Source organism: Bacillus cereus group sp. MS39 (genome assembly GCF_040448665.1).
GTDB lineage: Bacteria > Bacillota > Bacilli > Bacillales > Bacillaceae_G > Bacillus_A > Bacillus_A wiedmannii.
This window is the reverse complement of sequence record NZ_CP123058.1, coordinates 3,868,831-3,888,427: the sequence shown is the minus strand read 5'-3', so window position 1 is coordinate 3,888,427 and position 19,597 is coordinate 3,868,831. Positions and strand designations below refer to the sequence as shown.

Genomic DNA, 19,597 nt, shown 5'->3' with positions numbered 1-19,597 from the left:
GTGGGTAGGAGGAATTTTATTTTTCTTACTTCTTGTATACAAAATGTATTGGTTTTCGACTTGAAACCTTTTTTTGCAGTACATGTCCTGCTATAATAGATGGGTGATGAAGCAGGGGTTGTAAAGAATGTACTCTTATTGTAACCGTATTGCGTTCTTCTATAATTAGAAATTTTTGTGTAACGGAGGAGTTTTTTCATGGATAAGAAAATCGAAGTCCTATCAACGACGCGTATTAAATATTCGTCTGACTTGTATAAAATTGTTGATAGTTTGAATCGTACGTTAAAAGAACAGGACCTCATGTTCGGATTAGCATTAGACGAAAAAGATAAAGAAATAGCTGTATTTACGATTTACAGAACGTAGTGATACAATGAAAAAGTGGATCTTTGCAATCGTTATCGTAATCGTTGCTAGCGGAATATATGGGGCGTATGTTTACAATAAAGCAATGGAAAAGAAAATCCATAAAGAGGAAAAATCTGTAGAAATTGCAAAAGAAAAGGCAAAGCTTACAAAAGTAAAATCTGTTGATTATTATAATGGAAATTCTTCATATACAGTCGTACAAGGTGTAGACGAAAAAGGAGAACAAATTATTGTTTGGGTGCCTAATAAAAAAGGGAATGTCCTTGTGAAGAAAAAGAGTGAAGGTATTCCTGAAAAAGAAGCTTTGCAAAAGTTGGCTGAACAAGCTACAGGAAAAGGTGATGAGCCAAAGCCAAAGCCAAAAGAAATTATAAAAGTAAAATTAGGTGCTCAAAACGATATTCCGTTGTGGGAAATTACATATATTGATCAGGAAGATCGTTATACGTATTATTATTTAGAGTTTCAAAATGGGGCTTATGCTGGTCACTACAGCATTGAAAAATAGATGTAGGGGGAACTACAAATGAAATTAGCAAAGCGAGTAGCTGCTTTAACACCATCTGCAACTTTAGAAATTACAGCAAAGGCACAAGCATTAAAAGCAGAAGGTCATGATGTAATCGGATTAGGGGCAGGAGAACCTGACTTTAATACGCCAGAACATATTATGGATGCTGCACATAAAGCGATGTTAGAAGGACATACGAAGTATACACCAACAGGTGGATTACAAGCGTTAAAACAAGAAATTGTGAAGAAGTTTACACGTGATCAAGGAATTGCGTATGATCCATCTGAAATTATTGTATGTAACGGTGCAAAGCATGCATTATATACATTATTCCAAGTGTTACTTGATGAAGGAGATGAAGTTATCATCCCAACTCCTTATTGGGTAAGTTATCCTGAGCAAGTAAAGCTTGCTGGAGGTAAGCCAGTTTACGTAGAAGGCCTGGAAGACAATGAGTACAAAATTACAGAGAAGCAGCTGCGTGAGGCAATTACAGAGAAAACGAAAGCAGTTATTATTAATTCACCGAGCAATCCAACAGGAATGATTTATAGCAAAGAGGAATTACAACAGCTTGGAGAAGTATGTTTAGAACACGATATTTTAATCGTTTCAGATGAAATTTATGAAAAATTAATTTATGGTGGAGCAGAATATACTTCGATTGCCCAGCTTTCTAATGCATTAAAAGAACAAACACTTATTATTAATGGTGTATCTAAATCTCATTCTATGACAGGATGGCGTATTGGATATGCAGCAGGAAATAAGCAGCTTATTAAAGCGATGACGAACTTAGCGAGTCATAGTACGTCAAACCCTACTTCAATCGCTCAATACGGCGCAATTGCAGCATATGCAGGCTCACAAGAACCTGTAGAAACAATGCGTCAAGCATTTGAAGAAAGATTAAACATTATTTATGATAAATTAATTCAAATCCCTGGCTTTACTTGCATTAAACCACAAGGTGCATTTTACTTATTCCCTAATGTAAAAGAAGCTGTAGCTTTATCAGGATACGAAACTGTGGATGATTGGGCAAAAGCTCTATTAGAAGAGGAAAAAGTGGCTCTTGTACCAGGTACAGGATTTGGTGCTCCAAATAACGTTCGTTTATCATATGCGACATCTCTTGAACAAGTAGAGAAAGCATTAGAACGCATTCATACGTTTATGAAAAGTAAAGTGCAAGCTTAATTGTATATTTTATTAACGCAATACAAAAAAACCTTCCTACATAATAGGAAGGTTTTTTTGACGAATTGTGGCAAAAAGAAATAGCGAAAGGTGTGTTATACTAGAGAGCGAGGTGTTTGGTGATGAAAAAGAAAATGATGTTACAGTGGTTTGAGCAGGGAAGCATTGCAATTCCAAAATTACTTATGATGCATTATAAAAAATTAGGGTTAAATGAAATGGAATTTATGGTTGTACTTCATGTACACACATTTTTAGAATCGGGCAATTCGTTTCCGACTCCGTCAGAGATTTCAGAACGGATGACGATTACTGAAATGAAATGTATGGAAGTAATTCAGACATTGATTCAAAAAGGTTTTTTATCACTAGAAGGTGGACAAAAATCAGAAGCGATGATGTGTGAAAGTTATTCTTTACAACCGCTATGGGAAAAAATATTGCATTTCTTAATGAACGAATCAATAGAGGAAGAACAAAAAGAAATAAAACAACTGCAAGTAAATTTATATACAGTATTTGAAAAAGAATTTGGAAGACCACTTTCTCCGTTTGAATGTGAAACGTTGGGTATGTGGGAAGATCAAGATCAACATCATCCGAATTTAATTCAAGCGGCCCTCAGGGAAGCTGTAATGAGCGGTAAGCTTAATTTCCGATATATTGATCGTATTTTATTTGAGTGGAAAAAGAATGGTATTAAAACAGTAGATCAAGCCCAAAACCAAGGACGGAAATTTAGAGCAAATCAACAACGAACGCAGCAAACGACAAAACAAGAGACGAAATTTACTGGGAAAGTGCCTTTTTATAATTGGTTGGAGCAGTAATGTAGGAGGAAGTATATGTTAAATAAAACGCAAATTCGCTATTGTTTAGACAAAATGGCGGATATGTATCCAGAAGCACATTGTGAATTAATTCATGATAATCCATTTGAATTAGTAATCGCGGTGGCGTTATCTGCACAATGTACAGATGCACTTGTAAATAAAGTGACGAAAAATTTATTTCAAAAATATAAAACACCGGAAGATTATTTAAGCGTGTCTTTAGAAGAATTACAACAAGATATACGTTCCATTGGATTGTTTAGAAATAAGGCGAAAAATATTCAAAAATTGTGCCAGATGTTGCTAGATGATTATAACGGGAAAGTTCCAGAAGACCGTGACGAGTTGACGAAATTACCAGGAGTAGGAAGAAAGACAGCGAATGTAGTTGTTTCGGTTGCATTTGGAATTCCAGCGATTGCTGTTGATACGCATGTAGAGAGAGTGAGTAAACGGTTAGCGATTTGTAGGTGGAAAGATTCGGTGTTAGAAGTAGAAAAGACATTAATGAAGAAAGTTCCGATGGATGAATGGGGTGTTACACATCATCGTATGATTTTCTTTGGGCGTTACCACTGTAAAGCACAGCGACCACAATGTGAAGAGTGCCGATTACTAGAAGTGTGTCGTGAAGGAAAGAAGCGAATGAAGGGGAAATAAAGGATGGAGCGAGTTATAGAAATACCGAAAGAATTTCGGTGCTTACCATTTTTTACAGAAAGCGTAACTTCGATTATGTATCATACAGATCAGTCTTTTGAAGAAATAATACAAAAGACTTACTTTATATTTGATATTGAAAGACAATATGAGCCGTGGAATGAAATTGAAAATAGTATTCCTGTACTGTTGAATGTATGGAAAAGTAAGCATGAAGACATTGCTACACTATTCCGAAACAGAAATAAGCAAGAAGCTGAAGGTCCAATGATTCTTTTTGCGGCACATTTGTTATCGATTATATATTGGCTAAATGAGCAACCTGTTCATAGTTTAAATGAAATGGAAGCTTATACGAGTAAATTGGAAGTACAACCAGTTAATTTTATGGAGCGATATTCGTTCATTATAAAGAAACCGAATAATTATCATTCCTATATTCAGTTAGCGCAGTTGTATATTGAAATAGAAAAGCTATATGTTAAGAAAATGATAACAAAAAAGAAGTCCTTTTCTCGTTAAGAGAAAGGACTTCTTTTTTTGTATTAAGACTCTGTTGTGACAACATTTCCGTCTGCGTGAGGTGTATCTCCTCCGGTATTTTGTTGTTGTTCTTGTTGCTTGTGTTGCTCTTCTTCAGCTTTTTTTCTAGCAGCCTCTTCTTCAGCTTTCTTTCTAGCAGCTTCTTCTTCGGCTTTCTTTCTAGCAGCTTCTTCTTCAGCAGCCTTTTTCTGAGCTTCTTCTTGTTGTTTACGTTGTTGTTCTTGTTGTTGCTGTTGTTGTTGTTTACGCTGCTCTTCAGCAGCTTTTTTCTGAGCTTCTTCTTGTTTTTGTTTATCTTCATTAGCTTTTTTCTGTACTTCCTCATCAGCTTTTTTCTTAGCTTCTTCTTCGGCTTTCTTTTTGGCAGCCTCTTCTTCAGCTTTCTTCGGGTCTGGAGTTCCGCCAGGTGCAGTGAAGGATGCACCAATTGCAGGGCTTGTTCCAGTACCTTTTTTCGCTACTACAGAGAAGCTGTAAGTAACGCCAGGTTTAATACCACCAAGAGAAGCTGTCGTACCACTTATTGATAGGCTACCACTTGAACCGTCAGTCGCTTTATAGCTTGCTGCATACGCATCAACTTCTGTTGGTCCAGACCAGTTTAGTGTAACAGTACTAGCGCCATCGAAAGTGACATTAAGACCACTAGGTGCATCTACTTTAATTTGTTTAATTGCATCTTTTTTCGCACCTTTTACGTATAACTCTCCGTTTATTTCTTGTACAGAAGAAGGACGCTCGAAACGGGATTTATCTGTAGCGAATTTGCTCATCATTACTTGGAACATTTGTTGTGCAATTCTAGTATAACGATCGCTAATGTAATTTTCTGGCCCATTCTTTTCGTAACCAGTCCACACAGCCATCGTATATTGTGGTGTATATCCAGCGAACCAGCTATCTCTGTTAGCATCAGCTGGGATGCCATATTTTTTTATATCTCTTGCATCAAAGTTTTGTGTTCCTGTTTTACCAGCAACGTCAAAGCCAGAAACATATGCTGTTGGCCCTGTACCGCCGGAACCAGGTTTTACTACGTCACGAAGAACGTCAGTAACCATGTAAGCTGTATGGTCGTGCATTGCACGTTGTTCTTTCGGTTTAAAGCTTTTCTTTTTTCCGTCTGGGAAAATAACTTCTTTAACGAAATGAGGTTTATTGTATACACCGTCATTTCCAAATGCTGCATAAGCCCCAGCGACATCTAACGGAGAGCTTTCATTACTACCGATTGCAGTAGATTCATGTGCTATCCCATCTTTAAACGTCATGCCTAAACCTTCAGCAAACTCTTTTGCCTTAGGAATACCGACTGCTTGAGCTGTTTTTAAAGCCGGGATGTTTAATGACTTCTTCAATGCTTCACGAAGTGAAACGTCACCTTTAAAATTACCGGTAGCATTTTTAATCTTTGTGCCATCAGAGTAAGTATATTCAGAGTCATTTAATTGATGATAAGTAGACCATTGAAGGTTTTCAATTGCAGGACCATAATCGAAAATTGGTTTCATTGTTGAACCAACTTGGCGTTTTAAATCAACAGCCATATTATGACCTTTGAAAGTAGACTTACTTTCTTTACGCCCAGCACCAATTGCTCGAACTTCTCCAGACTGTGTATCCATAAATACAAATGATCCTTGGAACTGATCGTTTGGATACTTAATGAGATTGCCATCCATAATTTGTTCAGCGTACTCTTGAGCACCTTGATCAAGGGTTGTATGAATCGTTAAACCATCTGAACCGATATTTACATCAGGGTATTCTTTTTCAACTTCTTTTACGACAGCATCTAAAAATGCTTGAAACTTCATTTCAGTTAGTTCTGATTTTTTTAGACCCTCAGTTACAGGGATCTTTATTGCGTTATTCATTTCTTCTTTTGTTATATAGCCGTGTCGATTCATTAATGTTAATACAATATTACGACGATTTGTTGCTCGTTCAACATTTTCTGGTTTTGTTGGATCATAAATGTTAGGACCTTGAGGTAAGCCAGCGAGCATAGCAGCTTCATGTAATTGTAAGTCCTTTAAATCTTTTTGATAATATTTTTGAGCCGCTGTTGCAATACCGTAAGAGCGATTACCTAGATTAATCTTATTTAAGTACATTTCTAAAATCTCATGTTTAGAGTATTGTTGCTCTAATTTGTAAGATAAGTACCATTCTTGCACTTTTCGTTTTGCGGTTTTTTCCATCGTTAGAAAATAGTTTTTAACTACTTGTTGTGTAATCGTACTACCACCTTGGGAACCGAAACCACCAGTGACATTTTCCATAACTGCTTTTGTAGTTCGTTTAAAATCAATTCCATTATGGTCATAGAAACGTGAATCCTCAGTTGCAAGGAATGCATTTTCAACTACTTTTGGAATTTGATCGTAAGTAACATGGGTTCGTTTTTCAGCACCGTATTCATAGAAAAAGTTCCCATTCTTATCAAGAAACTTTGTTGATAAAGGATTGACAAGTTTTGATTTGTCTAATTTTGGAGCGTCCTTCACCATAACAAAGAAAGCGGAAACGCTAGCTACAAGACCAACGATACCAAGAAGTAGACAACCTATAAGGAATTTTTTAAAAAAGGAGCCTTTTTTCTTTGGTTTTTCTTCTTTATTTGTTTCTTGCTTTTGATTTTTTACATGATTTCGTTCTGTACGAGAACGATAATTATCTGACATTATACTTTCTCCTACCTTTCATTCTCTCCCCCAAAAGTCGAAAAAAGAGCCTTAGTGATGACTCTATCACGAAAAATAAACCGTGTCTAGTACACGGATATAATCAATCCGAGGGTGATAACCGCATGATAATAAAGATCCATGCTCTTCTATTTCTTCTTTCGTAATCGATTTCCGTCCACCAGTATTTTGACGATTCCAAAATGCAATAATATGTTTTGCATCTAGTAAATAAAGTTCATCAAAAAGTGTAAATTTAATAATAACAAATGCAATTCCATCATGAGCGATTACTCGCTTCATATGTTCAATTTGATGAAGGTGGAAGTTTTGAAGTGGAAAGCTGGTTTTATTTTTTGTTTCTTTCGCTTCAAAATCGATGTATTTCCCTTTGTATACACCGTTGTAATCTGTTGTAGAAGGTTGTTTAAAATACGCTTCTTTTACCACTGCAGCACTTCGAGCGGGGTAATCTACTTTTACAATTTGAAGAGGTGTAGGTTTTTTATGTACACATGCAATATTATGGGTTAAGTAATATTCATTTGTTTCATTCAATTCCTCTTCAAGGGACATACCTCTATTACTATAAGTATGTTTTTTAATTGGTGTTTTATGAGGTTGTGAAGCTTGATTGTACCGTTTTCCGTTTGGGTAACGAATGGTCATAGTGTGTCCACTCCCAACTTGCTAAGAATTACTTACAAAGGTGATTATAACAAAAAATGAAAAAAGATGTGACCTTTTTGAAGAAAGGTATGATGACTTATTTATGTTTACATGGAATGATTATGAGAAAATTAAACAATATCGTAAAAATATGGTTTGTACAGACGAAGAAAAAACAATCGTTTATAACATTAAGAGGAAAATAGAAATGGCTAATATGGACAACATTTCTCGAACACAGTCTTATCAAGAATATTATGTAAGGAACAGTGAAATTAGGTGGGCCTTTTTAGCAAGTATGGTCTCGAGAAATGCGGGATGGAATATGACTGATTTAAAAGGGAGGTATTATGCTACTGTTTTACCTCAAACAGTAAAAAAACATTTGTTTCTGACTTATGAAGAAGCGAATTGGATTATTTTTTTAGATGCATTTCCTCAGCTATTGTTATACGAAGAAAGTAAGAGGAGGCAGGTACCACTATTCTATTTGTTACAATATTTTAACGTATCAATTTTCATGGAAAAAGAATGGATTTATTTTTGGGAAAAAAAAGATATAAATAGGCTCATGACAGCGCTTATTATAAATGAGCAAAATAAAATTCAAAAACCAGTTATTGAGAATGCATATTTTAAAAAACATGTATTCCATACTGCACTTTTTAAATTGCAAGAAATGCTTCATATTAGTGCTGTTATTTTTCCGACTGTTGAAGGGAGGATGTATGGTTTTTCAGTTTATCAATTTGAAACGTTACAAAAGCGTATAGAACTAGGGCAGAAATTAGCGGAGTTACTGTTTCATCCGAATTATAAAAGTTTATTCCATAGGTTTGCATTGCAAACTATACACACAGGATCAAGAGCAGATTATGAATATTATGTAAGAGAAGCTAGAAAATCTTGTACGCCAGCCCTTAGAGAGGTTTATCCTGTCGTTGCACATAAGGAAATAAGTATGAGAGATTGGTTTTGTAGAGATAAGGAAATAAATGAGTTGTTTCTACTGGAAGAGTATAAGGGTGAAGTTGATATAACAGAATGGTATAAAAGAAAGAGGGAGCAAATCTATGTTGCTTCTATCGTAAATCGTTTTGTTAAAAGGATGGATGAGTTCGTGATATAATAAAAAAGAAGTCCCGTCTTCATAAATGAAGACGGGACTTCTTAATGTGAAGTAATCCTGCCGTGTATGCTAAGAATTTAATCTCAAAACGTAATGAATATAAGAGATTAAGGATGCTTCAGAAATTAGCTTTTTGTAAAAGCGCTAAAGTCTCACTTTATCCCGCTACTTGCCGGGCAGTAAGACCCACGTCTCAAAATTCAGTAAAAGCAAAGAATTTAGGTGTGGATCAACTGCCCGTAAAAGCCCGATTGAGAAGGCTAATAATCAGTGGGGATGAACAAAAACCCCGCTGATTAAAGTTTCACTTTATGTAGCAGGGAAGTTTGGACCATCTAACTTAGGGTTGCCAGTCTCGGGTTTATTTTGTTTGTTTTGTTTTTTCTTTTTTTCGTTTTTGTTCTTTGCCATTTTCATACACCTCCTTTTTGTATTGTTACCATTTCTATAAATGACATACAAAATGATTTCTTTGACGAATAACAACTAGTTTTGTCATGTGAGCAGGAGTGAGGAGTCATTCGGCGAAATTACATGACAAAGGAAAAGCAAAGAAGGGGGCGTTTTGTATATGGCGATGGTTCAGAAGGAAGATGTAATGAAAACAATGGATCAAATGTTAAGTTCTCTCGATTTGCTGGAAATGAATATAGGGATTAGAATGAATCATGCATTGAAGGATACGAGTGAAAAAATATGCAATAAAATAGAAATAACAGAAATGCATATTGAGCATATGGAAAATAAATTAGTGCATCACGAAGAAAAAGGGAATTGGGTGAAGGCATTTCAAAACGTCGTAGTGAGTGCATAATAAGGTGGGAATAAAATGAAGTATGAAGCATTAATACAATCTTCAGAAAAACTCATGCAGTATAATAATGAAGCGAATGTGAAAAAAAGAGAAATGATTGAGTACGATTTTTATAAGGATATGAAACCATTTGTAGATATGGTAGATGAGGAATTAAAAGTGTGGAAAGAATTAGCTTATAAATGGATTAAGGAAGAAAAACCGAAGTATATACATGTACAGCAAATTGATCAAGTGTACGATAATTTACAGACAAATGTTTTGCAATGTTTTGTAAATAAAGGTAAAGGTAAGCGATTCTTTGAAACACATCAAGCCATTTCGTATACTTTGCAAAATATAATTGAGCAATGTAAGTAACAAGAGGGGAAACCCTCTTGTTTTTTTTATGCTTCTGTCATTGTTGTAGGCTTTGTTGCACCGTTTATTTCTAATTCTTTTATTAATGTTCGGTAATCTGAAATGCATATTTTTCCTTCGAGATACCAATGTCTCGCAAAGTCTAACAATTCATTTACATTCTCTGTGTAATACCCCTTTTTTTGAGAAAACGCTTGTTTTAAATCCCCTAATACCATGTTGATTCCTCCCCCATGAGAATCTTCTTCTTGACTATCATAGCATGGAAGGGTTTTCTTTTTTAATTTTTTAAAAATTTAAACTTCCGACAAAAATAGACAGAGACTCCGCCACACAAATTATTTTACAAGTACATATTATATATGTAGAAACTTATGTGAAGGAGGAGAGAATGCATGTTTCAACAATCTAACGTATATCAGCAATCTAATCCATATGCACAGCAAAATATGTACCAATATAATACGGATACATATTTACGGTATAATATGTATCCTTTCGAGCCTAATTATGGAAATCAAAATTATTACCAGCCATTTGAAGTGTCGTTTATGAATCAACCACAACAACAGCAGCCCTATATGGATCAACAGCAGCAACCCTATACGAATCAACAGCAGCAACCCTATATGGATCAACAACAGCAACCCTATATGGATCAACAACAGCAACCTTATATGAATTCACAATACTATATGCCACCACCATCTCCCTATGGAAATCAACAAGCGATGTTTTATCCACCAAAACAACCGTACCCGACGCAGAATAAACAAAAACAACAACAGCAACCGAGTCAATTTTCTAGTTTTGTTTCCCAATTTAAAAACTCAGATGGTAACTATGATGTAAATAAAATGATGAATACAGCTGGACAAATGATGAATGCGATGAACCAAGTGACAGGTATTGTAAAGCAAGTTGGAGGTTTTTTTGGTAAGTAATCTTGGGGGTTGTCTATAAAAAGCATTACGTATAAAGCAGAAGGCTAGACAAATTTCCTTGTAATAAATGGGTATATATAACAAACGGCTTTCTCTCTTTTCTCATATTGTAAAGTGTAGTCAGATTTTTTTAACGAGAGAGGAGAGAAAAAACTATGCATCATTGTCATCCTTGTTTTGGAGGGCATAAGCCTGTAGGACCTATCTGTACAACTGCTCCTGTCATTCATCCGACGAAACAGTGTGTAACACATTCTTTTTCAACAACGGTGGTGCCACACATTTTCCCAACGCATACAACACATGTTCATCATCAACAAATTAAAAACCAAAACTTCTTCCCACAAACAAACTCGAATGTAAATGTTGTAGACCCGATTGACCCAGGGTTCGGCGGCGGATGTGGACCATGTGGTCATGGACATCATGGACATCACGTATCACCATTTGGACCAGGACCAAATGTATCACCATTCGGACCAAACGTATCACCATTTTTACCAAACAATGTATCACCAGTAGGTCCGAATATTGGACCAAACGTTGGTGGAATATTTAAAAAGTAAATGATATGTTAGAACTAGCGAAATGCTAGTTCTTTTTTTGTAATTGGAGTGTTGATATGAAAGTTATTGCTGTAACGGGATATAAGCCATTTGAACTTGGTATATTTAAAAATGATCATCCAGGGGTGGAATGTATAAAAAAAGCATTGCATCGAAAATTAACTACTTTTGTAGAAGAAGGTTTGGAATGGGTGATAATAAGTGGACAGTTAGGAGTCGAATTATGGGCTGCTGAAGTTGTTTTTGAAATTCAAGTAGAATATCCAGATCTAAAATTAGCGGTATTTACTCCGTTTTTAGAACAAGAAGAAAGCTGGAAGGAAGATAACCGTGAATATTACGAATGTATTCTCTCTCAAGCAGACCATATTGATAGTATTACGAAACGGAAGTACGAAAGCCTGGAACAATTTAAATTAAAAAATCAATTTTTTATTGAAAAAAGTGATGCACTTTTAGCTGTATATGATGAAGAAAAACCAGGGAGTCCCAAATATATTGTAGAAGCAGCAAAGAAAAAAGGAGAAATAGAAAATTATCACAGTTATTTTATTCTTTTTTCTGATTTACAAGATATAATAGAAGAGGAACAGTGGAATAATGCTGAGTAATATGTAATATAGTACTCGTATATATGATTGACAAAAGGCATTGTTTCTGAAAAAATTTAGGTAATGAAAGTTTTGGCAAAAATTTGAGGTGAAGAAAATGATTTCGGATAAAATTAAATTAACGGCGAAAGATATTTTAGAAAAAGAATTTAAAACAGGCATGAGAGGCTATCAACAAGAAGAAGTAGACAAGTTTCTTGATATGATCATTAAAGACTATGAAGCTTTCCACAAGGAGTTTGATCAATTAAAGCAACAAAATGCTCGTTTAAAGCGTGAATTAGAGGAACAAAAATTAGTAGCAACGCAAGTACCACAACAACCAGTTGTACAAACACCAGTTGCACAACCTGTATATAACAACACGAATACGGACATTTTAAAACGTCTATCTAATTTAGAAAAAGCTGTATTTGGAAGTAAGTTATACGAATAATTTCTAGTGGTAAAAAGGTTAAAGCATTTTACATAGAAAAAAACATTGCAAAATCTTTTTGTTTCCACTATACTAATGGATGTCATAACGTTTGGGTAATCGCTGCAACGCCAACGTTGTAGAGGAAAGTCCATGCTCGCACGGCCTGAGATGGCTGTAGTGTTCGTGCCTAGCCAATTCATAAGCTAGGGTATTCTGGCTGTAAGGCTGGTTTAACGGCAGGGAAAAAACCTAAGTCCTTTCGGATATGGTTTGACTACCTTTAAAGTGCCACAGTGACGAAGTCCTTGAAGAAATGATAGGAGTGGAACGAGGTAAACCCCACGAGCGAGAAACCCAAATAATGGTAGGGGAATCTTTTCCAAGGAAATGAACGATGGGAAAGGACAGGTTGTATAACCTGTAGATAGATGATTGCCACCGGAGTACGAGGCGTGGGCCGTTTGCAGTACAAAGGAACAGAACATGGCTTACAGAACGTTATGAACCAACTATGAAATAACTCAGCTCTCCTTTGTTAGAGGAGGGCTTTTTATTTGTATGAAGTTATAAATTATGAGTTAAAATGGTTAATGAGAAAATTCTTCGTAAAATGTAATGATTAATAGGACAAATTGCTATTAATTATTGTTTAACTATACATAAGAGGTGAATGCAAATGGGAAAAGTTACTTTAATTGCAACAGCGGCAATGGGTATTGAAGCGTTAGTTGCCCGAGAAGTTCGTGATCTTGGTTATGAATGCCAAGTGGAAAATAGCAAAGTAACATTTGAAGCAGATGAAAAGGCGATTTGTCGCACGAACTTATGGTTACGTACTGCGGACCGTGTGAAAATTAAAGTTGGCGAATTCAAAGCGACAACATTTGATGAGCTGTTTGAAAAAACGAAAGCATTAAACTGGGGAGATTATATTCCAGAGAATGGAGAATTCCCTGTAATTGGTAAATCGTTAAAATCTGAGTTGTTCAGTGTTTCAGATTGCCAACGTATCGTTAAAAAAGCTGTCGTTGAAAAATTAAAAACAACATATAAACGTACAACTTGGTTTGAAGAAGATGGTCCGTTATTCCGTATCGAGATCGCAATGCTCAAGGATATTGCAACATTAACAATTGATGCAAGTGGTGTTGGACTTCATAAACGTGGATACCGTATGGATCAAGGGGAAGCCCCATTAAAAGAAACATTGGCTGCGTCTTTAATTAAGTTAACAAACTGGAAGCCGGATCGTCCTTTCGTAGATCCTTTCTGTGGATCAGGTACAATTCCGATTGAAGCAGCATTAATTGGACAAAATATTGCACCAGGATTTAACCGTGGCTTCGCATCAGATGAGTGGGGCTGGGTTGGTAAACAAAACTGGCGTGAAGCTCGTCAAGAAGCTGAAGATTTAGCGAATTATAATCAACCACTACAAATCATTGGATCAGATATTGATCATCGTATGATCCGAGTTGCTCAAGATAATGCAGAAGAAGTGGGCTTAAGTGATTTAATTACATTTAAACAAATGCAAGTAAAAGATTTCACGACAAAAGAGGATTATGGCTATGTTGTAACGAATCCTCCATACGGAGAACGTTTAAGTGAAAAAGCACTCGTTGAACAATTGTACAAAGAAATGGGACAAGTATTCCGCCCATTAGATACATGGTCAGCGTATGTATTAACAAGCTACGAAGCATTTGAAAAGTGTTATGGAAAAGATGCATCGAAGAAACGTAAACTGTTTAATGGATTTATCCGTACAGATTACTACCAATACTTCGGAAAACGTCCACCGCGTAATTCATAGTATAAAACTCCTCCAGCGCGCATATACTGGCTATTATGTAATGCGTAAAGGAGGACGTGATATGGATAGTTTCCAATTATCTATGATTCAAAAAGCTATTCATCGTACGTATGATGAGATCGGGAAAGAAGTGGATAGCCAAGGTGCGATTGTAGAGGAAATACAAAAAGCACAAGAAGAATATTTGTCAGCTCTTTCACACGAAACAACGATTGATAAACGGTATTTAAAGTCATTAATATAGAAAAAAATTTTCCTTTTTCGAAAGGAAAATTTTTTTTCGTGTATTTCTATGTATGGCAACAGGGGAAAGTGGCTGCACACATATGAGTAGCAGTTGCTATATCTTTTTATAGAAAAACTTTTTGGTTGGAGGCTAAGGATGTTTACTGAGAAGAGATTACCATTTGAAGTAGGAAAACAAGATAATTTTTATGATAAGTTGAATGAATGGATTGGAGATGTGTTTTACGATATCCTTCCGGAAAAAGGCTTTGAAGAGCGTGATGAACAAATTTTTATGGCGTTTCAATTAGAGCGTGCTTTCCAAGAAAAGAAAGTAATGTTCGCAGAAGCGGGTGTAGGAACAGGGAAAACAATTGTATATCTTCTATATGCAATTTGCTATGCGCGTTATACTGGAAAACCAGCTATTATCGCTTGTGCTGATGAAACGTTAATTGAGCAGCTTGTGAAAGAAGAAGGAGACATTGCTAAGTTATCTGAAGCATTAGGACTATCTGTTGATGTTAGACTTGCGAAATCAATGGATAATTATTTATGTTTACGTAAACTTGAAGATGTTATGAGTGGACGAGCTCCAGAAGTAATTGAAGATGTATACTACGAATTACCACAGTTTGTATTCGATCATGGTACGATGCAAAACTTTACTCACTACGGCGACAGAAAAGAATTTCCACTTTTAAATGATGAGGAATGGTCAAAAGTAAATTGGGATTACTTCCAAGATTGCTTCACTTGTGATTCTCGTCATCGTTGTGGTCAAACTCTTTCTCGTGAACATTATCGTAAAGCGGCAGATTTAATTATTTGTTCTCAAGATTTCTACATGGATCATATTTGGACGTACGATGCTCGTAAGCGTGAAGGGCAAATTCCGTTATTACCTGAAAGTAGCTGCGTTGTATTCGATGAGGGACATCTTGTAGAATATGCAGCTCAAAAAGCTTTAACATATCGTTTAAAGCAAACGATGATGGAGCAACTTTTAACAAGATTGTTGCAAAATGATATTCGTGAAGAGTTTGCACATTTAGTAGAAGAAACAATTTGGCAAACAGAGCGATTCTTTGATGTGTTACAAGAAAATAAAAAGGAAATCGCCGGTTCCGATCGTTTAGAAATTACTGTGACAGAAAAAGTAACAGCTGAAGCGAATAGACTTTATGCGAAAATTGGTGAAGTCGGTGATGCATTAGTATTTGAAAGTGAAATGCATACAGTAAACACGTATGATTTAAATATCGTTGATGAACATTTAGATGTATTAGAACATTCACTTCGTCTGTTCATGCACGAGAAAAATGTAATTACATGGGGTGAAGAAGGTGATGGAGCCTTCACGTTAGTGATTATGCCACGTGCAGTTGAAGAAGTGTTACAAGAGAAAGTATTCTCGAAGAAAATCCCGTATATTTTCTCTTCTGCTACATTATCTAACAATGATTCATTCGCATTTACAGCAAATAGCCTAGGGGTAAAAGATTACTTATCATTCTCAGTTGCCTCACCGTTTGATTATGAGGAGCAAATGGCAGTAAACTTACTATCGCATACGAAAGAGAACGAATGGGAAAGAAAGTGTCAATATACACTTGAAAATATACAGAAAACAAATGGACGTACACTTGTATTATTCCGTACAACACAAGAACTTGCAGCGTTTAAAGAATATGTAAGTAAAGAACAAATGTCCGTTCCGTTCCTATATGAAGGGGATCAAGAAATTAGTCAGCTCGTTTCTCGTTTCCAAAATGAAGAAGAGACTGTACTTTGTGCTGTTCATTTATGGGAAGGTTTAGATATTCCTGGTTCGTCATTATCGCATGTTATTATTTGGTCATTACCATTCCCTCCAAACGATCCTGTGTTTGAAGCGAAGCGTAAACATGTAAATGATCCATTCTGGGATGTAGATGTACCGTATATGATTTTACGTCTTCGTCAAGGGATTGGACGTTTAATTCGTACGAGCGACGATAAAGGTGCTATATCAATCTTCTTATCTGATACAGAAGATGAGAAAGTGATAGAAGCGGTGAAAAACGTACTACCAGTAGAAGGTAAAGAATTATAAGGAGAAAGCTTGGCGTTTGCCAAGCTTTTTTTCTATTATAAAAGGAATTTAGATTTCCATGTCGAATTAAGTTTGAGGTAGAAAAGGGAGGTTTTATACGATGACAGTAGCTACATATGAAGTAGAAAAACAATTTTTAACATATGTGAAGAAGATACAGAATTACGGGGAAGCATTAAGCTTAATGTTTTGGGACTTAAGAACAGGTGCGCCTAAAAAAGGTGTAGACCAGCGTTCAGAAGTAATTGGTATGCTTTCATCAGAAGTGTTTGTCATGTCAACTTCAGATGAGATGGGAAATTATTTAACAGAGCTTGAAGCTTTAATAAGTGAAGATAAACTTTCTGAAACGATGAAGAAAATGGTTGAAGAGTGTCGTAAAGAATATGATAGAAATAAGAAAATTCCACAAGCGGAATACGAGGCGTATGTGAAATTAGAAGCGAAAGCGGAAAGTGTGTGGGAAGAAGCTCGGGAAAAATCTGATTTCGAAATGTTCCGTCCGTATTTAGAACAAATAGTTGAATTTAAAAAGAAATTCATTACATATTGGGGTTACGAAACATATAAATATAATACATTATTAGATATGTATGAGCCAGGTATTACAGTAGAAGTGTTAGATCACGTATTTGGTCAACTTCGTGAGCGTATCGTTCCGCTCGTAAAAGAAATATCGGAGTCACAAAAGAGATTAAAGACAAGTGCTTTATCAGAACATTTTTCAAAAGAAAAACAAAAGAACTTTACATTAGAGTTATTAAAGCAATTGAATTATGACTTTGAAGCAGGTCGTCTTGATGAAACGGTACATCCATTTGAGATTACATTAAATAGAGGGGACGTTCGTATTACAACACGCTATGATGAAAAAGATTTCCGTATGGCAGTGTTTGGAACAATTCATGAATGTGGCCATGCTGTATATGAACAAAATATTGCAGAGAAATTCGAAGGTACACCGCTATGTAGTGGAACTTCTATGGGTATTCATGAGTCACAATCATTATTCTTTGAGAACTTTATCGGTCGTAATAAATCATTCTGGAAGAAAAATTATGATTTATTAAAAGAGTATAGCGATGGTCAATTCAATGATATATCAATAGATGAATTTTATGATGCGATTAACGAATCGAAGCCATCGTTCATTCGTATAGAAGCAGATGAGCTTACATATCCGCTTCACGTCATGGTTCGTTATGAACTTGAGAAAGAATTATTTGATGGTACATTACAAGTGAAGGATTTGCCAGCGGCTTGGAATGATAAGATGGAAGCATATTTAGGAATTCGTCCGGAAAGCGATGCGCAAGGTGTATTGCAAGATGTTCACTGGGCTGGTGGTTCATTTGGATACTTCCCATCTTATGCGCTTGGTTATATGTATGCAGCGCAATTTAAGCAAAGAATGTTAAAAGAAATTCCGAACTTTGATGCATTATTAGAAGAAGGAAATGTAACACCAATTCGTGAATGGTTAACAGAAAATATTCACCAATACGGTAAAACGAAAAAGCCACTTGAAATTTTAGAAGATGTGACAGGTGAAGGATTAAATGCAAACTACTTAGCAGATTATTTAGAAGCGAAGTATAAAGAAATCTATGGGTTATAAAAAAGAGCTGCTTAATTGCAGCTCTTTTTTTAAAGGGGATAGAAGAATGATTTATACATATACAGTAATGACGCAAAAAGAAGCGGAAGAAATTGCATATAACTGGCATTATGAAGGGGAATATTCTTTTTATGATATAGAGGCAGATGAAGAAGATTTAGCTGAGTTTTTACATGATGAGAGTAGAGGAGATCATACATTTTCTGTGAAGGAAAACGGCACTCTCATTGGTTTTTTTACTGTTTGTAAAATAAATGATGGAACGGTTGATATAGGTCTTGGAATGAGACCTGATATAATTGGAAATGGATGTGGTTTACAGTTCGTAAACGCTGGACTAGCTTTTAGTAAAGAAAAATACGGATGCAATTATATAACGTTATCAGTAGCAACATTTAATGAGCGAGCAATTAAAGTGTATAAAAGAGCAGGATTCGAAGCAGTTGGAACGTTTATCCAGAAGACGAACGGTAGTTGTTTTGAATTTTTGAAAATGAATTATATATGTAAAAATGATTAAGAAACAGAGGGGATCTTCTGTTTTTTTATTTTGATTTAGAAGTATAGGATACATATTTTTATACTTGTTGTAATTGGGAGTTTTGAAATTTTGACAGAGGATGTGTATGATTGAACTTTAGTAGCAAATAGCAGGTTTAGCAAGGAGAGGTAGAATGATTACAATTAAAACGAAAAATGAAATAGATTTGATGCATGAATCTGGGAAATTACTTGCTTCATGTCATAGGGAAATTGCCAAAATGATGAAACCAGGTATTACGACAAAAGAAATTGATACGTTTGTTGAAGCATATTTAGAAAAGCATGGTGCAACATCTCAGCAGAAAGGTTACAACGGGTATCCATATGCGATATGCGCATCTGTAAATGATGAAATGTGTCATGGGTTTCCGGCGGATGTTCCTTTAAATGAGGGTGATATTGTAACAATTGATATGGTAGTAAACTTAAATGGTGGTCTTTCAGATTCTGCTTGGACGTATAGAGTTGGAAATGTTTCTGAAGAAGCAGAAATGTTATTGGTAGTAGCTGAGAATGCATTGTATAAAGGAATTGATCAGGCGATGATCGGTAATCATGTAGGAGATATTGGCTATGCGATTGAAAGTTATGTAGCAAATGAAGGTTTTTCTGTCGCAAGAGACTTTACGGGACATGGAATAGGTAAAGAGATTCATGAAGAACCAGCAATTTTTCATTTTGGGAAACAAGGACAAGGGCCTGAACTACAAGAAGGAATGGTAATTACAATTGAGCCTATTGTCAATGTAGGTATGCGATATTCGAAAGTAGATTTAAATGGATGGGCTGCAAGAACGATGGACGGGAAATTATCAGCGCAATATGAGCATACAATTGCTATTACAAAAGATGGGCCAATCATTTTAACGACACTTTGAAATAATATGTAAGAGTTTACAAAACTCGAACGAAAAAGGTGTTTTTATAAAATTTGTACGTGTTTTATTAAGAAATGCTTTTCAAAGTATAAAAAGTGCGTT

23 protein-coding genes and 1 other RNA gene are annotated in these 19,597 nt (G+C 35.6%); 20 read left to right on the top strand and 4 right to left on the bottom strand.

The features are described from left to right. The first annotated feature begins 198 nt into the window (after window positions 1-198). The 6 genes from QEP67_RS20120 (at window position 199) to QEP67_RS20095 (ending at window position 4,101) form a co-directional block, all read left to right on the top strand. The gene (locus tag QEP67_RS20120; RefSeq protein WP_000358351.1) at window positions 199-369 is read left to right on the top strand and encodes a YpmA family protein; all 171 of its coding nucleotides are present in this window, start codon (window positions 199-201) and stop codon (window positions 367-369) included. Between the two features lie 7 nt (window positions 370-376). Next, entirely contained in the window at window positions 377-880 is a 504-nt protein-coding gene (locus QEP67_RS20115) for a DUF5590 domain-containing protein (protein WP_000758745.1), read from the top strand. Between the two features lie 18 nt (window positions 881-898). Next, a complete protein-coding gene (aspB, locus tag QEP67_RS20110; RefSeq protein ID WP_000761550.1) occupies window positions 899-2,086 on the top strand; it encodes an aspartate transaminase AspB in 1,188 nt (395 codons plus the stop codon). Window positions 2,087-2,208: 122 nt separating this feature from the next. Continuing rightward, complete coding sequence (gene dnaD / locus QEP67_RS20105) at window positions 2,209-2,916, top strand: DNA replication protein DnaD (protein WP_000728534.1); 708 nt, start codon at window positions 2,209-2,211, stop codon at window positions 2,914-2,916. Window positions 2,917-2,931: 15 nt separating this feature from the next. Further along, entirely contained in the window at window positions 2,932-3,579 is a 648-nt protein-coding gene (nth, locus tag QEP67_RS20100; RefSeq protein ID WP_000933016.1) for an endonuclease III, read from the top strand. A gap of 3 nt (window positions 3,580-3,582) precedes the next feature. After that, window positions 3,583-4,101, top strand: coding sequence for a YpoC family protein (locus tag QEP67_RS20095; RefSeq protein WP_000442672.1), 519 nt, complete (start codon window positions 3,583-3,585; stop codon window positions 4,099-4,101). A gap of 23 nt (window positions 4,102-4,124) precedes the next feature. Here QEP67_RS20095 and QEP67_RS20090 read toward each other — a convergent pair whose 3' ends face one another. Beyond that, entirely contained in the window at window positions 4,125-6,809 is a 2,685-nt protein-coding gene (locus tag QEP67_RS20090; protein WP_001283111.1) for a PBP1A family penicillin-binding protein, read from the bottom strand. Between the two features lie 66 nt (window positions 6,810-6,875). After that, a complete protein-coding gene (gene recU, locus QEP67_RS20085) occupies window positions 6,876-7,478 on the bottom strand; it encodes a Holliday junction resolvase RecU (protein WP_000155596.1) in 603 nt (200 codons plus the stop codon). 103 nt (window positions 7,479-7,581) lie between these two features. Here recU and QEP67_RS20080 point away from each other — a divergent pair, with 103 nt between their 5' ends. Next, window positions 7,582-8,607, top strand: coding sequence for a DUF2515 domain-containing protein (locus QEP67_RS20080; RefSeq protein ID WP_002108635.1), 1,026 nt, complete (start codon window positions 7,582-7,584; stop codon window positions 8,605-8,607). Window positions 8,608-8,916: 309 nt separating this feature from the next. Here QEP67_RS20080 and QEP67_RS20075 read toward each other — a convergent pair whose 3' ends face one another. Then, window positions 8,917-9,093 carry a hypothetical protein gene (locus QEP67_RS20075; RefSeq protein WP_001982922.1) on the bottom strand — a complete coding sequence of 59 codons (177 nt, stop codon included), beginning with the start codon at window positions 9,091-9,093 and terminating at the stop codon, window positions 8,917-8,919. An 85-nt stretch (window positions 9,094-9,178) separates the two neighbouring features. Here QEP67_RS20075 and QEP67_RS20070 point away from each other — a divergent pair, with 85 nt between their 5' ends. Both QEP67_RS20070 and QEP67_RS20065 read left to right on the top strand, forming a co-directional pair. Beyond that, entirely contained in the window at window positions 9,179-9,421 is a 243-nt protein-coding gene (locus QEP67_RS20070; RefSeq protein WP_001252042.1) for a hypothetical protein, read from the top strand. A gap of 15 nt (window positions 9,422-9,436) precedes the next feature. Next, the gene (locus tag QEP67_RS20065; RefSeq protein WP_000872967.1) at window positions 9,437-9,781 is read left to right on the top strand and encodes a YppE family protein; all 345 of its coding nucleotides are present in this window, start codon (window positions 9,437-9,439) and stop codon (window positions 9,779-9,781) included. Between the two features lie 26 nt (window positions 9,782-9,807). Here QEP67_RS20065 and QEP67_RS20060 read toward each other — a convergent pair whose 3' ends face one another. Then, window positions 9,808-9,999, bottom strand: coding sequence for a YppF family protein (locus QEP67_RS20060; RefSeq protein ID WP_000242661.1), 192 nt, complete (start codon window positions 9,997-9,999; stop codon window positions 9,808-9,810). A gap of 177 nt (window positions 10,000-10,176) precedes the next feature. On the opposite strand from QEP67_RS20060, the gene QEP67_RS20055 reads away from it, so the two are divergent. The 11 genes from QEP67_RS20055 (at window position 10,177) to QEP67_RS20005 (ending at window position 19,495) form a co-directional block, all read left to right on the top strand. Next, the gene (locus QEP67_RS20055) at window positions 10,177-10,725 is read left to right on the top strand and encodes a YppG family protein (protein ID WP_000487712.1); all 549 of its coding nucleotides are present in this window, start codon (window positions 10,177-10,179) and stop codon (window positions 10,723-10,725) included. Between the two features lie 155 nt (window positions 10,726-10,880). Further along, window positions 10,881-11,291: a CotD family spore coat protein gene (locus tag QEP67_RS20050; protein WP_046955205.1), complete on the top strand. Its 411-nt coding sequence runs from the start codon at window positions 10,881-10,883 to the stop codon at window positions 11,289-11,291. Window positions 11,292-11,347: 56 nt separating this feature from the next. Beyond that, the gene (locus tag QEP67_RS20045) at window positions 11,348-11,902 is read left to right on the top strand and encodes a DUF1273 domain-containing protein (protein ID WP_353706387.1); all 555 of its coding nucleotides are present in this window, start codon (window positions 11,348-11,350) and stop codon (window positions 11,900-11,902) included. Window positions 11,903-11,999: 97 nt separating this feature from the next. Next, window positions 12,000-12,338 carry a cell division regulator GpsB gene (gpsB, locus tag QEP67_RS20040; protein WP_000622425.1) on the top strand — a complete coding sequence of 113 codons (339 nt, stop codon included), beginning with the start codon at window positions 12,000-12,002 and terminating at the stop codon, window positions 12,336-12,338. An 87-nt stretch (window positions 12,339-12,425) separates the two neighbouring features. Continuing rightward, window positions 12,426-12,816, top strand: an RNA gene (gene rnpB / locus QEP67_RS20035) — RNase P RNA component class B. Window positions 12,817-12,996: 180 nt separating this feature from the next. Beyond that, complete coding sequence (locus tag QEP67_RS20030) at window positions 12,997-14,136, top strand: class I SAM-dependent RNA methyltransferase (protein WP_000521230.1); 1,140 nt, start codon at window positions 12,997-12,999, stop codon at window positions 14,134-14,136. Window positions 14,137-14,197: 61 nt separating this feature from the next. Then, complete coding sequence (locus QEP67_RS20025) at window positions 14,198-14,380, top strand: DUF3921 family protein (RefSeq protein ID WP_000376889.1); 183 nt, start codon at window positions 14,198-14,200, stop codon at window positions 14,378-14,380. 138 nt (window positions 14,381-14,518) lie between these two features. After that, a complete protein-coding gene (locus QEP67_RS20020; RefSeq protein WP_000493718.1) occupies window positions 14,519-16,456 on the top strand; it encodes an ATP-dependent DNA helicase in 1,938 nt (645 codons plus the stop codon). Window positions 16,457-16,556: 100 nt separating this feature from the next. After that, entirely contained in the window at window positions 16,557-18,074 is a 1,518-nt protein-coding gene (gene ypwA / locus QEP67_RS20015) for a carboxypeptidase (RefSeq protein ID WP_000215107.1), read from the top strand. 46 nt (window positions 18,075-18,120) lie between these two features. Next, window positions 18,121-18,594, top strand: coding sequence for a GNAT family protein (locus QEP67_RS20010; RefSeq protein ID WP_000640863.1), 474 nt, complete (start codon window positions 18,121-18,123; stop codon window positions 18,592-18,594). Between the two features lie 154 nt (window positions 18,595-18,748). Further along, the gene (locus QEP67_RS20005) at window positions 18,749-19,495 is read left to right on the top strand and encodes a type I methionyl aminopeptidase (RefSeq protein ID WP_000628437.1); all 747 of its coding nucleotides are present in this window, start codon (window positions 18,749-18,751) and stop codon (window positions 19,493-19,495) included. Window positions 19,496-19,597: the final 102 nt, after the last annotated feature.